12 protein-coding genes and 1 pseudogene are annotated in these 13,787 nt (G+C 72.0%); 8 read left to right on the forward strand and 5 right to left on the reverse strand.

Features of this window, described 5'->3' with window-relative positions; genetic code table 11:
• The first annotated feature begins 264 nt into the window (after positions 1–264).
• Together sucC and sucD are read left to right on the forward strand one after the other, a co-directional pair.
• On the forward strand, positions 265–1,443 hold the full coding sequence (gene sucC / locus ACIBJE_RS15615; RefSeq protein ID WP_396748548.1) for an ADP-forming succinate--CoA ligase subunit beta: 1,179 nt from the start codon (positions 265–267) through the stop codon (positions 1,441–1,443).
• Between the two features lie 2 nt (positions 1,444–1,445).
• Positions 1,446–2,333, forward strand: coding sequence for a succinate--CoA ligase subunit alpha (sucD, locus tag ACIBJE_RS15620; protein WP_396748550.1), 888 nt, complete (start codon positions 1,446–1,448; stop codon positions 2,331–2,333).
• A 149-nt stretch (positions 2,334–2,482) separates the two neighbouring features.
• Here sucD and ACIBJE_RS15625 read toward each other — a convergent pair whose 3' ends face one another.
• The gene (locus ACIBJE_RS15625; RefSeq protein WP_396748552.1) at positions 2,483–2,743 is read right to left on the reverse strand and encodes a hypothetical protein; all 261 of its coding nucleotides are present in this window, start codon (positions 2,741–2,743) and stop codon (positions 2,483–2,485) included.
• A 160-nt stretch (positions 2,744–2,903) separates the two neighbouring features.
• On the opposite strand from ACIBJE_RS15625, the gene ACIBJE_RS15630 reads away from it, so the two are divergent.
• Positions 2,904–4,217, forward strand: a complete 1,314-nt coding sequence (locus ACIBJE_RS15630) for a DUF6350 family protein (protein WP_396748554.1) — start codon at positions 2,904–2,906, stop codon at positions 4,215–4,217.
• A 113-nt stretch (positions 4,218–4,330) separates the two neighbouring features.
• On the opposite strand, the gene ACIBJE_RS15635 is transcribed toward ACIBJE_RS15630, so the two are convergent.
• Positions 4,331–4,981, reverse strand: a complete 651-nt coding sequence (locus ACIBJE_RS15635; protein WP_396748556.1) for a DUF4190 domain-containing protein — start codon at positions 4,979–4,981, stop codon at positions 4,331–4,333.
• Between the two features lie 34 nt (positions 4,982–5,015).
• Complete coding sequence (locus ACIBJE_RS15640) at positions 5,016–5,309, reverse strand: CD225/dispanin family protein (RefSeq protein ID WP_396748558.1); 294 nt, start codon at positions 5,307–5,309, stop codon at positions 5,016–5,018.
• A gap of 207 nt (positions 5,310–5,516) precedes the next feature.
• Here ACIBJE_RS15640 and purN point away from each other — a divergent pair.
• The 5 genes and pseudogenes from purN to ACIBJE_RS15665 form a co-directional block, all read left to right on the forward strand.
• Positions 5,517–6,134, forward strand: a pseudogene (gene purN / locus ACIBJE_RS15645) (phosphoribosylglycinamide formyltransferase); the annotation flags it as partial.
• Positions 6,135–7,706 (forward strand): bifunctional phosphoribosylaminoimidazolecarboxamide formyltransferase/IMP cyclohydrolase, encoded by a 1,572-nt coding sequence (purH, locus tag ACIBJE_RS15650; protein ID WP_396748694.1) that lies wholly within the window; start codon positions 6,135–6,137, stop codon positions 7,704–7,706. It begins immediately after the preceding pseudogene.
• Between the two features lie 291 nt (positions 7,707–7,997).
• Positions 7,998–8,873, forward strand: coding sequence for a bifunctional methylenetetrahydrofolate dehydrogenase/methenyltetrahydrofolate cyclohydrolase (locus tag ACIBJE_RS15655; RefSeq protein ID WP_396748560.1), 876 nt, complete (start codon positions 7,998–8,000; stop codon positions 8,871–8,873).
• 79 nt (positions 8,874–8,952) lie between these two features.
• Entirely contained in the window at positions 8,953–9,903 is a 951-nt protein-coding gene (mdh, locus tag ACIBJE_RS15660) for a malate dehydrogenase (RefSeq protein WP_396748562.1), read from the forward strand.
• Between the two features lie 277 nt (positions 9,904–10,180).
• Entirely contained in the window at positions 10,181–11,398 is a 1,218-nt protein-coding gene (locus ACIBJE_RS15665) for an NADP-dependent isocitrate dehydrogenase (protein WP_396748564.1), read from the forward strand.
• A gap of 301 nt (positions 11,399–11,699) precedes the next feature.
• Here the strand turns inward: ACIBJE_RS15665 and galT are convergent, their stop codons facing one another.
• Both galT and ACIBJE_RS15675 read right to left on the reverse strand, forming a co-directional pair.
• Positions 11,700–12,773, reverse strand: a complete 1,074-nt coding sequence (gene galT / locus ACIBJE_RS15670; protein WP_396748566.1) for a galactose-1-phosphate uridylyltransferase — start codon at positions 12,771–12,773, stop codon at positions 11,700–11,702.
• Positions 12,770–13,582 carry a DeoR/GlpR family DNA-binding transcription regulator gene (locus tag ACIBJE_RS15675; RefSeq protein WP_396748568.1) on the reverse strand — a complete coding sequence of 271 codons (813 nt, stop codon included), beginning with the start codon at positions 13,580–13,582 and terminating at the stop codon, positions 12,770–12,772. Before ACIBJE_RS15675 ends, galT begins: the two co-directional genes overlap by 4 nt.
• Between the last annotated feature and the right edge of the window lie 205 nt (positions 13,583–13,787).

Genomic DNA, 13,787 nt, shown 5'->3' on the forward strand with positions numbered 1-13,787 from the left:
ACTTCTCTCAACGACCCCTCCGCACCAGGGGTTACGCCCCGTCCCGACAACTTTTCGCCGACTCCGCGTCCCCACCGGCGGAGCCCCGCGTTCTGTACGTCGCTGTGCGTTTCCGCACACCACGCACCCGCTCGGTTGCCGGCGGTGGCCTTCTCGTTAGGCTGCCGCAAACGGCCTGTCATCTGTGACGGCAGGCGTCAAGCTTTTTCCAACGCTGGTGGCGGCGCGACGGCGCGCCGCGGAGACGGGACGGGACGCGCAATCGTGGACCTGTACGAGTACCAGGGGCGGGACCTGTTCGAGCGGCACGGACTGCCCGTGCTCGCCGGCGGCGTCGCCACGACCCCGGAGGAGGCACGCGCGATCGCCGAGCGCCTTGGCGGCCGGGTGGTCGTCAAGGCCCAGGTGAAGGTCGGTGGCCGAGGCAAGGCCGGCGGCGTCAAGCTGGCCGAGGGCACGGACGAGACAGTGGCCCGGGCCACCGACATCCTCGGCATGGACATCAAGGGTCACACGGTCCACAAGGTCATGATCACGGTGACCGCGGACATCGCCGAGGAGTACTACTTCTCGTACCTGCTCGACCGCGCGAACCGCACGTTCCTGTGCATCGCCAGCGTGGCCGGCGGCATGGACATCGAGCAGGTCGCCGCCGAGACCCCGGACAAGGTCGTCAAGACCCCGATCGACGCCAACACCGGCGTGGACGAGGCCAAGGCGCGGGAGATCGTCACCGCCGCCGGGTTCCCGGCCGACGTCGCCGACCAGGTCGTCGCGATCGCGGTCCAGCTCTGGCAGGCGTTCGTCGCCGAGGACGCCACCCTGGTCGAGGTGAACCCGCTCGCCCGTACGGCCGACGGCAACGTGCTGCTGCTCGACGCCAAGATCACCCTCGACGAGAACGCCGCCTTCCGGCACCCGGACCACGAGGCCCTGGTCGACCAGGCGACGGTGGACCCGCTGGAGCAGCGCGCCAAGGAGAAGGACCTCAACTACGTCAAGCTCGACGGCGAGGTCGGCATCATCGGCAACGGCGCGGGTCTGGTCATGTCGACCCTCGACGTGGTCGCCTACGCCGGTGAGCGGCACGGCGACGTCAAGCCGGCGAACTTCCTCGACATCGGCGGTGGCGCGAGCGCCGCGGTGATGGCGAACGGGCTGGAGATCGTCCTGTCCGACCCGTCGGTCAAGAGCGTCTTCGTGAACGTCTTCGGCGGCATCACCGCCTGCGACGAGGTCGCCAACGGCATCATCCAGGCCCTCGCCCTGCTCGAGCAGCGTGGCGAGAAGGTCACCAAGCCGCTCGTGGTCCGCCTCGACGGCAACAACGCGGAGGCCGGTCGGGCGATCCTCGACGGCGCGAAGAACCCGCTCGTCGAGCGGGTCGACACCATGGACGGCGCGGCCGAGCGGGCCGCCGAGCTGGCGGCTGCGGGGGTCTGACAATGGCTATCTGGCTGACCAAGGACTCGAAGGTCATCGTCCAGGGGATGACCGGTTCCGAGGGTTCCAAGCACACCCGGCGGATGCTCGCCGCCGGCACGAACGTCGTCGGCGGCGTCAACCCGCGCAAGGCCGGGCAGACCGTCGACTTCGACGGCACCGAGCTGCCGGTCTTCGCCAACGTGGCGGACGCCATGAAGGAGACCGGGGCGGACGTCACGGTCATCTTCGTACCGCCGCAGTTCACCAAGGGCGCGGTGGTCGAGGCGATCGACGCCGGCATCCCGCTGGCCGTGGTGATCACCGAGGGCGTCCCGGTGCACGACACCGCCGCCTTCTGGGCGTACAACGTGGCCCAGGGTGAGCGCACCCGGATCATCGGCCCGAACTGCCCGGGCATCGCCTCGCCGGGGGCGTCCAACGCCGGCATCATCCCGGCCGACATCACCGGCTCCGGCCGGATCGGCCTGGTCAGCAAGAGCGGCACCCTGACCTACCAGATGATGTACGAGCTGCGCGACATCGGCTTCTCGACCTGCGTCGGCATCGGTGGCGACCCGATCATCGGCACCACCCACATCGACGCGCTGGCCGCCTTCGAGGCCGACCCGGACACCGACGCCATCGTGATGATCGGTGAGATCGGCGGTGACGCCGAGGAGCGGGCCGCCGAGTTCATCAAGGCGAACGTGACCAAGCCGGTGGTCGGCTACATCGCCGGCTTCACCGCGCCCCCCGGCAAGACCATGGGGCACGCCGGCGCGATCATCTCCGGCTCGGCGGGCACCGCCGAGGCGAAGAAGGAGGCGCTGGAGGCGGTCGGCGTCAAGGTCGGCAAGACGCCGACCGAGACCGCCAGGCTGATGCGGGAGATCATGTCGGCCGGCTGAGCCGAGAGCATGCATGACGGAGGGGGACGACCGTACGGTCGTCCCCCTCCGTCATGCATGCGCCGCCGATTTCCCGGTGGGGCCGCCGGCGACCACGGGCCGGTCTCTCTGCACGGTCGGGGTCGGCGTCGACGGGGGTGCCCCGGTGGTCAGTCGTTGCCGAGCGGGTAGTTCCCGGTGGCCCGCAGGACGGCGCTGCCGATGATGTTGATCACGCCGAAGGCGATGGCCAGCCAGCCCAGCACCTGCGACTGCCCGTACCGCCGGGCGTCCCGGATCGACAGGTACCCGAAGATGACCCCCAGGATGCCGCAGCACAGTAGGCCGAGGACGATGCCGAGCACACCCCACAAGGTGGTCCGGTCCTTGCCGGCGGCGGACGGCGGGGGCGGGGCGTAGGGAGCGGACACGGCTTCCTCCGGACGGTCGGGGCCGCGACCGCGGAAGGCCGCGCCTGCGCCGAGGTTAGACCGGGTGTACCGTCCCGGGCGGAAGGATCACCGAACTCATCGGTGATCCGCCGGGTTATCGGACTGCCCCCGCTCGTCCGGCGTGCCAGAGTAGAACCCGATGTCCTCCATCACCCCTGATCAACCCCGCCGCCCCGCTGGCGTCGATCCCGACGACCGGCCGAGCGGTCGTGCCGGCCCGGTTCCCCGGCCGCGTCCCCGGCGCCCCGGAGGGCCCGACCGGGCGGACGGCCCCCGTCGGCGGCGCGCCCCCCTCGCCGTCGCCGCCGTGGTGGCCGCCGGCTGGGCCGCCCTCACCTCGTACCTGCCGGTCGCCGTGGTGCTCGGGTTGATGCAGCTCAGCGAGGACGCCGCGTCGGTGGCCGGTGCCCTCCGCGCCGGCCTGGCCGGCTGGCTGCTCGGCCACGGGGTGCCACTCGACACCGGTGCCGGCCCGCTCGGTCTCGCCCCGCTGGCCCTGACCGCACTGGTCGTCTGGCGGTTGACCCGGGCCGGGGTGCACACCACCCGGGCGTTGGGCGCGCGGGGCACCGGGGAGATCCGTCCGGCGTTCGTCGCGGCGGGTGCGGTGGGCCTCGGGTACGCGCTGCTCGGCGTGCTCGCCGCGGTCGGTGCCGACAGCGGCGGGATGCGGCTCTCCCCGCTGCGGGCCGGGGTGACCCTCGGTCTCGTCGGCGTGGCCGCCGCCCTGGTGGGCGCGCTGCGGACCACCGGTGCTCCCGACGGACTGCTCCGGCGGGTGCCCACCGTGCTGCAGGACGGGGTCCGCACCGGCCTGGTCGCCGGACTGCTGTTGGCCGCAGCGGGCGCGGGGGCCGCCGGACTGGCCATCGCCACCGGTGGCGGCGACGCCGCCGACATGATCGGCGCCTACCGGACGGGCGTGGCCGGGCAGGCCGGGATCACCCTGGTCAGCCTCGCCTACGCGCCGAACGCGGCGATCTGGGCGACCAGCTACCTGCTCGGTCCCGGGTTCGCGGTGGGCACCGACACGGCGGTACGCACCAGCGAGGTCTCCGTCGGCGCGCTGCCGGCCGTACCACTGCTCGCCGGTCTGCCGCGCGGGCCGGTCGACGGGGTCGGCGCGCTGCTGCTCGCGGTGCCGGTCCTGATCGGGATGGCGGCCGGCTGGCTGCTCGCCCGTCGCCTGCTCCGGTCGGCCGCCGACGACCGGACGCCCCTGGCCTGGAGGCCGTTGCTCGGCACGGCGGCGCTCGCCGGACCGGTGGCCGGTCTGCTGGTGGGCGCGGCGGCGGCGGTTTCCGGTGGCCCGCTCGGAGGTGGCCGGCTCGCCGAGGTGGGCCCGGTCGCCTGGCAGGTGACCGCCGTGACCACTGCGGTCGTGGCGGTCGGCGCGTTGCTCGGAGCCGCCGCCACCCGCGCCTTCACCCGCCCGCCCACCCCCCGTCCCTGAACTCGGGGAGGGGCGGCCGGGGCATCGCCCAGGACTCCGGAACGGGGGCGGTCAGATGACGGCGGGGCGCCCGGAGGACTCCGGACGCCCCGCCTGTGGCCGCTGCTCGCTGGTCAGGACAGGTTCAGCGAGTTGAAGTTCAGCGCGGCACCGAGGATCGCGTTGGCGAGGCCGAGGACGATGCCCACCGCGCCGGTGATCAGGGCTGCCGTCGCCTGACCCTTGTTGCTGGCCAGCCCCTGGTCCGCCTTCTTCTGGCCCATCACGCCCAGCACCACGCCGGCGATGCCGAGGATGATGCCGAGGAACGCGCAGCAGATCGCGAAGACGATCGAGGTGATACCGAGGATCATCCCGATCAGGCCGAGGTTGTTGTTCTGCGGCGTCACACCGTAGTGGCCGTACTGCCCGGCCGGGTAGCCCGGCGCCGCGCCGTAGGGCTGCTGCTGCGCGTACGGGTCTCCGTACGGCTGCCCCGAGGTCGGCTGCCCGTACGGCTGCCCCGAGGTCGGCGGCTGCCCGTACGGCTGCCCCGACGTGGGGTGCCCGTACGGCTGCCCGGAGGCCGGCGGCTGCCCGTACGGCTGGCCCGAGGCCGGCGGCTGACCGTACGGATCCTGCGGCGGCTGACCGTACGGGTCGTGCGACGGCTGGCCGTAGGACGGCTGCGCCGGCTGAGCGTACGGGTCGGAGTACTGCGGCGAGGTGGGATCCGACGGCGGCTGCTGGCCGTACGGGTCCTGGCCGGGGTTGTCGGGCTGCACGGGCTGCTCTCCTTGGTGTACGGCGTTGGGAGGGTCAGACGGTTGTGTCGGTGCTCACCAGCGACCCGAGACCACCCAGCAGGCAGCAGATCAGGGCGATGGCGTACCAGGCGAGGCCGACGATGAGGGCCCACTTCGACCACTTCTTGCTCTCCGCCGCCGCGGCCTGGGCCGCCGCGTAGTTACCCTGCTGCACCAGCGGGTTGACCTTGGAGGCGTTGATCAGCGCAGGGATGGCGAGCGGCCAGAAGAGGAAGATGGCCACGATCGACATGGTCATGTTGTTGTCGATCTGCTGCGGCGGCTGCTGGGGGTATCCGGGCTGCATGGGGTGAACTCCTTGATCGGGTGACCGCGAACCGGGCCGCCCGTAGGTGGGGTGGGCCGCTCGCGCGTCGAGTATCGAGCGGGGGCAGAGTACCTGTTCGGGGCGACGTCCGGGGTGACCGGCGGGGCGTGGTCCCACGGTGAGGACCGGCTGACGGAGGGTCTGGCCAGCGGAAGGGGACCATCGCCCGCCCGATAGGGTGACCGGGTGACCGAGCCCGCGTCCGCCGCCCGCATCGTCGTCCTCGTCTCCGGTTCCGGCAGCAACCTCCAGGCCCTGTTGGAAGCCAGCACCGATCCGGCGTACGGGGCCCGGGTGGTCGCGGTCGGCGCAGACCGGGACGGCATCGCCGGGCTGGACCGGGCCACCGCCGCCGGAGTGCCGACCTTCGTGGAGCGGTTGAAGGACCATCCCACCCGCGAGGACTGGGATCGGGCACTCACCGCCCGGGTCGCCGAGCACCGTCCCGACCTGGTCGTCTCCGCCGGTTTCCTGAAGCTCGTCGGTCCGCACTTCCTGGCCGCCTTCTCCGACCGCTACCTCAACACCCACAACACCCTGCTGCCGGCCTTCCCCGGCATCCACGGGCCCCGGGACGCCCTCGCCTACGGCGTGAAGGTCACCGGCGCGACCCTCTTCTTCGTCGACGCGGGCATGGACACCGGTCCGATCGTCGCCCAGGTCGCGGTGCCGGTGCGCGACGACGACGACGAGGAGACGCTCACCGAGCGCATCAAGGTGGCCGAGCGGCGGCAGCTCGTTGAGCAGGTCGGCCGCCTGGTCCGCGAAGGTTGGACGATCACCGAAAGAAAGGTCACCGTTGGCGTGAGTACCCCCTCCGACGGGCGCCGGCCGATCCGGCGGGCGCTGGTCAGCGTCTACGACAAGAGCGGGCTGGTCGAGCTGGCCCGGGCCCTGCACGAGGCCGGGGTCGAGATCGTCTCGACCGGCAGCACCGCGTCGACGATCGCCGGCTCCGGGGTGCCGGTGACCGCCGTCGAGTCGGTGACCGGGTTCCCGGAGATCCTCGACGGCCGGGTCAAGACCCTGCACCCGAAGATCCATGGCGGACTCCTGGCCGACCTGCGCAAGGACTCGCACGCCGCCCAGCTCGACGAGCACGGCATCGCCGGCATCGACCTGCTGGTCTCCAACCTGTACCCGTTCCAGGCCACGGTGGCCTCCGGCGCAGGCGTCGACGAGTGCGTCGAGCAGATCGACATCGGCGGGCCGGCGATGGTCCGGGCCGCCGCCAAGAACCACGCCTCGGTCGCCGTGGTGACCGATCCGGCCGCGTACCCGAGGGTGCTGGCCGCCCTCGACGCGGGCGGCTTCTCGTTGGCGCAGCGTCGTGCGCTCGCCGCCCGCGCCTTCGCCGACATCGCCGAGTACGACATCGCCGTGGCGAACTGGTGCGCGGCACAGCTCGACCCGGAGGAGGCGGACTGGCCCGTCTTCGCCGGTCTGGGACTGCGTGCCCAGCGGGCGCTGCGCTACGGCGAGAACCCGCACCAGCAGGCCGCTCTCTACACCGATCCGGACGCCCCGGTCGGGCTGGCCCAGGCCGAGCAGCTGCACGGCAAGGAGATGTCGTACAACAACTACGTCGACGCGGACGCCGCCTGGCGGGCGGCGAACGACTTCGCCGACCAGCCGGCCGTGGCGATCATCAAGCACGCCAACCCGTGCGGCATCGCGGTCGGCGCCGACGTGGCCGACGCGCACCGCAGGGCGCACGCCTGCGACCCGGTCTCCGCGTACGGCGGGGTGATCGCGGTCAACCGGCCGGTCACCGTCGAGCTGGCCAAGCAGGTCGCGGAGATCTTCACCGAGGTCCTGGTGGCCCCGGAGTTCGAGGCGGGCGCGGTCGAGGTGCTCCAGGCCAAGAAGAACCTGCGCCTGCTGCGCGCCCCGGCCTGGGCCCCGCCGCCAGCCGAGTGGCGGCAGGTCAGCGGCGGTGTGCTGGTGCAGATGGCCGACCGGGTGGACGCCCCCGGCGACGACCCGGCCGCCTGGCGGCTGGTGGCCGGCGAACCGGCCGACGGTGAACTCCTGCGCGACCTGGCCTTCGCCTGGCGGGCGGTCCGCTCGGTCAAGAGCAACGCGATCCTGCTCGCCGCCGACGGGGCGACCGTCGGGGTCGGCATGGGGCAGGTCAACCGGGTCGACTCGGCGCACCTCGCGGTCAACCGGGCCGGGGCCGACCGGGCCCGGGGTTCGGTCGCCGCCTCGGACGCGTTCTTCCCGTTCGCCGATGGACTCAAGGTGCTGATCGACGCGGGGGTCCGCGCCGTCGTGCAGCCGGGCGGTTCGATCCGGGATGACGAGGTGATCGCCGCCGCCACCGAGGCCGGCGTGACCATGTACCTCACCGGCACCCGGCACTTCTTCCACTGACGGTCCCTGACGGTCGCTCGCGGTCCGCTGAGGGCGGCGTGGTCTTCTCGGGTGCCTGCAGGGGTCCCCTGCTACCGGATTTTGCGTAGCAGGGGACCCCTGCAACCAACCAGCCCACCAACACCCAACCGTGCCCAGCGGCGTCGACTGGCGGAGGTGACGGAGGGTGAGTGCCGTCTCGTTGCCCGTCCGCCTGTCGTCGGCGTGGATCGCCCCAGGTCGGTGCGGGTGCCCGGCGGACAGGGAGCGGGTCGGCGGAACGTCGGGTGCCGGGCGTGAGACGATCGGGGAGTGACGGCGACGATCCTGGACGGCAAGGCGACCGCGGCGGAGATCAAGGACGAGCTGCGGGTACGGGTCAAGGCACTGGCGGAGCGGGGCATCACCCCGGGGCTGGGCACGGTCCTGGTCGGCGCCGACCCGGGCTCCCAGGCGTACGTCAACGGCAAGCACCGCGACTGCGCGGAGGTGGGCATCGCCTCGATCCGGCGCGAGCTGCCGGCCGACGCCACCCAGGAGCAGGTCGACGCGGTGCTCGCCGAGTTGAACGCGGACCCGGCGTGCCACGGTTACATCGTCCAGTTGCCGCTGCCCGTCCACCTGGACACCCAGCGGGCGCTGGAGATGATCGACCCCCAGAAGGACGCGGACGGCCTGCACCCGGTCAACCTCGGCCGGCTGGTGCTCGGCTACGACGGGCCGCTGCCCTGCACGCCGCGCGGCATCGTGGAACTGCTGCGCCGGCACGACGTGCCGCTGAGCGGGGCGAACGTCGCCGTGGTCGGCCGGGGCAACACGGTGGGCCGTCCGCTCGGCCTGCTGCTCACCCGGCGCAGCGAGAACGCGACGGTGACCCTCTGCCACACCGGCACCCTCGACCTGGCCGCGCACACCCGGGCCGCCGACATCGTGATCGTGGCTGCCGGGGTTCCCGGCCTGCTCACCGCCGAGATGGTCCGGCCGGGGGCGGTGGTGGTCGACGTCGGTATCACCCGGGTGATCGGCGCGGACGGCAAGGGCCGCTACACCGGTGACGTCGATCCCGAGGTCGCCGAGACGGCCGGTGCCCTGGTCCCGATGCCCGGTGGGGTCGGGCCGATGACCCGGGCGATGCTGCTGACCAACGTGGTGGAGCGGGCTGAGCGGCAAGTGCCGACTACGTCATAACCGTCCGACCCGGCCGGTCCGGTGCCACGATGACTGATACGGTCCGGAAAACCGACTGGTAGCAGGGAGTGGGACGACCATGGGTAAGAAGGTCACTGTCGTCGGGGCCGGCTTCTACGGCTCCACCACCGCACAGCGCCTGGCCGAGTACGACATCTTCGACACCGTCGTGATCACCGACATCGTCGAGGGGAAGCCCGCCGGCCTCGCCCTCGACCTCAACCAGTCGCGGGCGATCGAGGGCTTCGAGACCAAGATCGTCGGTGCCACCACCGGCCCCGGCGGCGAGGGCTACGAGGCGATCGAGGGTTCGGACGTCGTCGTGATCACCGCTGGCCTTCCGCGCAAGCCGGGCATGAGCCGGATGGACCTGCTGGAGACCAACGCCAAGATCGTCCGTCAGGTCTCCGAGAACGTCGCCCGCTTCGCCCCGAACGCCGTGGTCATCGTCGTCTCCAACCCGCTCGACGAGATGACCGCACTGGCGCAGATCGCCACCGGGTTCCCGAAGAACCGGGTGCTGGGTCAGGCCGGCATGCTCGACACCGCCCGGTTCAGCAACTTCGTCGCCGAGGCGCTCGGCGTACCGGTGAAGTCGGTGACGACCCTCACCCTGGGTTCGCACGGCGACACCATGGTCCCGGTCCCGTCCCGCAGCAGCGTCGACGGCAAGCCGCTGCGCGACGTGATGCCGGCCGAGCAGATCGAGGACCTGGTGGTCAAGACCCGCAACGGCGGTGCCGAGGTGGTCGCCCTACTCAAGACCGGTTCTGCGTACTACGCCCCGTCCGCCGCCGCCGCCCGGATGGCGAAGGCGGTCGCCGAGGACTCCGGCGAGGTCATGCCGGTCTGCGCCTGGGTCGACGGTGAGTTCGGCATCTCCGGCGTCTACCTGGGCGTCGAGGCGGAGCTGGGCGCCGAGGGCGTGAAGCGGGTCGTCACCACCGAGCTGGACGACGACGAGCTGGCCAGCCTGAAGGAAGCCGCCGAGGCGGTCCGGGCCAAGCAGGCCGACGTCGCCAACATGTGACGTCTGACGCGGCCGTCCGGGTCCGGGACACCCTGACCGACCCGTCGACGGTCCGTCGATGACCCGGGTCCGTGGCGCGGCTGCCCGCCGTCCGCGTGGCCCGGCCGACGCCCCCGATCCTCCGGCCCCGCCGTCGTGAATCGATCTCCGATCGCCACGGCGGGCCGGAGGATCGTTGCTCTTCCGGGGGAGGTGGAGGCCCAGCTGCGAGGGACCGGGCATCTTCCAGTACGCTCGTACTGCTTGAGCACGTGTCCCCCGAGAGGAGCGCCGGCCGATGGCGAAGATCAAGGTAAACAACCCGGTCGTAGAGCTCGACGGCGACGAGATGACCCGGATCATCTGGAAGCAGATCCGGGAGCAGCTGATCCTGCCCTACCTCGACGTCGACCTGCACTACTACGACCTCTCGATCCAGTACCGCGACGAGACCGACGACCAGGTCACCATCGACGCCGCCAACGCCATCAAGGAGCACGGCGTCGGTGTCAAGTGCGCCACCATCACCCCCGACGAGGCCCGGGTCGAGGAGTTCGGCCTCAAGAAGATGTGGCGCTCGCCGAACGGCACCATCCGGAACATCCTCGGTGGCGTCGTCTTCCGTGAGCCGATCATCATGTCCAACGTGCCGCGGCTGGTGCCGGGCTGGACCAAGCCGATCATCATCGGCCGGCACGCCCACGGCGACCAGTACAAGGCCACCGACTTCGTCGTCCCCGGCCCCGGTACGGTGACCGTCACCTACACCCCGACCGACGGTGGCGCACCGGTCGAGATGGAGGTCGCCAACTTCACCGGCGGCGGCGTCGCGATGGGCATGTACAACTTCGACGAGTCGATCCGGGACTTCGCCCGCGCCTCGATGCGCTACGGCCTCGACCGCGGCTACCCGGTCTACCTGTCGACCAAGAACACCATCCTCAAGGCGTACGACGGCCGGTTCAAGGACATCTTCGCCGAGGTCTTCGAGAACGAGTTCAAGGCCGAGTTCGACGCCGCCGGCATCACCTACGAGCACCGGCTGATCGACGACATGGTCGCCGCCGCGCTCAAGTGGGAGGGCGGCTTCGTCTGGGCCTGCAAGAACTACGACGGTGACGTGCAGTCCGACACCGTGGCCCAGGGCTTCGGCTCGCTCGGCCTGATGACCTCGGTCCTGATGACCCCGGACGGCCGGACCGTCGAGGCGGAGGCCGCCCACGGCACCGTCACCCGGCACTACCGGCAGTGGCAGAAGGGCGAGAAGACCTCGACCAACCCGATCGCCTCCATCTACGCCTGGACCCGGGGCCTGGCCCACCGGGGCAAGCTGGACAACACCCCGGCGGTCACCGAGTTCGCCAACACCCTGGAGCAGGTCATCATCGACACCGTCGAGGGCGGCCAGATGACCAAGGACCTCGCGCTGCTCATCTCGCGGGACGCCCCGTGGCTGACCACCGACGAGTTCATGAACGCCCTGGACGAGAACCTGGCACGCCGCCTCGGCGCCTGATCGCGTCCACCCACGGAGCCCGTCGGCTGAGGCCGGCGGGCTCCGTGCGTGCCCGGGGGCGACCGCGCCGCGTGTCCCGCGTCACCGGACGGGGCGCCCGGTCGTTGACAGGGTGGACGTGATGCCAGTCGCGTCCAGGAAGGTTGACCACGGTCGCATGCGACACGTGAGCGCCGAGCAGCCAGCCTTCCCGGCTGTCGTGCGCAGCCAGCCGTCCCTTCCCAGCGGGGGGCCCTGTCCCGGGCCCCCCGCGCCCTGTCCCGTCCTGTCCGTCCTGCCGATCGCCAGACGGGTCGGTGTCTCAGGCCTCGCGCAGCAACTGCGCGGCGCGCTCCGGGGCGACGTCGCTGATGAACACGCCCATCCCCGACTCCGTCCCGGCGAGGTACTTCAGCTTGTCCGCCGCCCGCCGGATGCTGAACAGCTGAAGGTGCAGGTGGGCCAGCTCGCGGTCGACGCGGACCGGGGCCTGGTGCCAGGCCGCGATGTACGGCATCGGTATGTCGAACAGCCTGTCGAACCGGCGCAGCACGTCCAGGTAGAGCGGGCCGAAGGCGTCCCGCTCCGCGTCACTGAGCGCCGGGATGTCCGGCACCGGCCGGTGCGGGGCCAGGTGCACCTCGAACGGCCAGCGCGCCGCCGCCGGCACGTATGCCGTCCAGTGCTCGTTCTCCGCCACCACCCGCTCCCCGGCGGACCGCTCGGCGGCGAGCACGTCGGCGTAGAGGTTGCCGCCGGTGCGCTCGGCGTGTCGGCGGGCGGCGGCCAGCATCGTCCGGGTCCGGGGCGTGACGAACGGGAACGCGTAGACCTGGCCGTGCGGATGGTGCAGGGTCACCCCGATCTCCACGCCCCGGTTCTCGAAGCAGAAGACCTGCTCGACCCCGGGCAGCTCGGCCAGGGCGGCGGTCCGGTCGGCGAGCGCGTCGAGGACGGTCCGCACCCGAGCGGGCGGCAGGTCGACGAACGCGGCGTGGTGGTCGTCGGTGAAGCAGACCACCTCGCAGCGGCCCAGCCCCGGCCGGATCTCGGTGAACGGGGTGACGCCCGGCGGCTCGTCGGCGATCCGCTGGCTGAGCGCGGGGAAGCGGTTCTCGAAGACCACCACGTCGTACCCGGAGGCCGGGATCTCGCTGAGCCGGTCGCCCCGCGAGGGGCAGAGCGGGCACTGGTCGGCCGGGGGGAGGAAGGTGCGGGCCTGCCGGTGCACCGCGACCGCCACCCACTCGTCGAGCAGGGGGTCGTAGCGTAGCTGCGACGCGGGCGGGGGCGGGGGGAGTTCCCGCCGGTCCGGTTCGTCGCGGACGACGTCGTCCCGCTCGTCGAAGTAGATCAGCTCGCGGCCGTCGGCCAGCCTGGTGACCGTACGCTTCATGCCGGTGTCCCTTCCCTCGCCGGACGACCACCCGTCGACCGTTCCACGACGATCAGCTCCGTCACCTGCTCGCCGAGCACGCGGCGGCCCTCCTCGGTCAGCCGGTCGTCGACCACCACCACGTCCGCGCAGCCCAGCTCGCCGATCGAGCAGAGGCCGACCAGGCCCCACTTGGTGTGGTCGGCGAGCACCACCAGTCGGTCGGCGGAGGCCATCAACGCCTGGTTGGTCTCCGCCTCCATCAGGTTCGGCGTGGTGAAGCCGGCCCGCTCGCTGATTCCGTGCACCCCGAGGAACAGCACGTCCAGGTGCAGGGAGCGGATCGCCGCCACGGCCAGCGGCCCGACCAGCGCGTCCGAGGGTGTCCGGATGCCGCCGGTGAGGATCACCGTCTGGTCCGGCCGGCCGCCGTTGTGGAAGACCTCCGCCACCGGCAACGAGTTGGTGACCACGGTCAACGCCGGCACGTCGACCAGGCGACGCGCCAGCGCGGCGGTGGTCGTACCGGCGGAGAGGGCGACGGCCGCGCCGGGGCGGACCAGCCGTGCGGCGTGCGCGGCGATGACCGCCTTCTCGGCCGGCTGGCGCACCGACTTGGCGTCGAAGCCGGGCTCGTCGGCCGCCGAGGGGTCGGCCACCGTCGCCCCGCCGTGCACCTTGGCCAGCAGCCCCTGGGCGTCCAGCGCGTCCAGGTCGCGGCGGATGGTCATGTCGGAGACGCCGAACTCGGCGGCCAGGTCGCTGACCCGTACCCCGCCGCTCGCCCGGACCCGCTCCAGGATGGCCGCTTGTCGCTGCCGCGCCAGCATCTCCAGCCTCCGCTTCCCGTGTCGTCCGACGTTCTCGAACGTGTTCCAACAAAGATGAACACTAGCGCGGCGAGTGCGGGGTGGGGAAGGCAGCCGGCTGCCGACGCATGCGTGGGACGGCCCCGACGCGGGCCGGACGCCGCCGGTGACCGAGGTGCGGCATCCCGCCGAAGCCGGTCGGCCCGCGTCAGGTAGGCCCGAGCCG

The organism is Micromonospora sp. NPDC050187 (genome assembly GCF_044459745.1).
In the GTDB taxonomy this organism is placed as follows: domain Bacteria; phylum Actinomycetota; class Actinomycetes; order Mycobacteriales; family Micromonosporaceae; genus Micromonospora.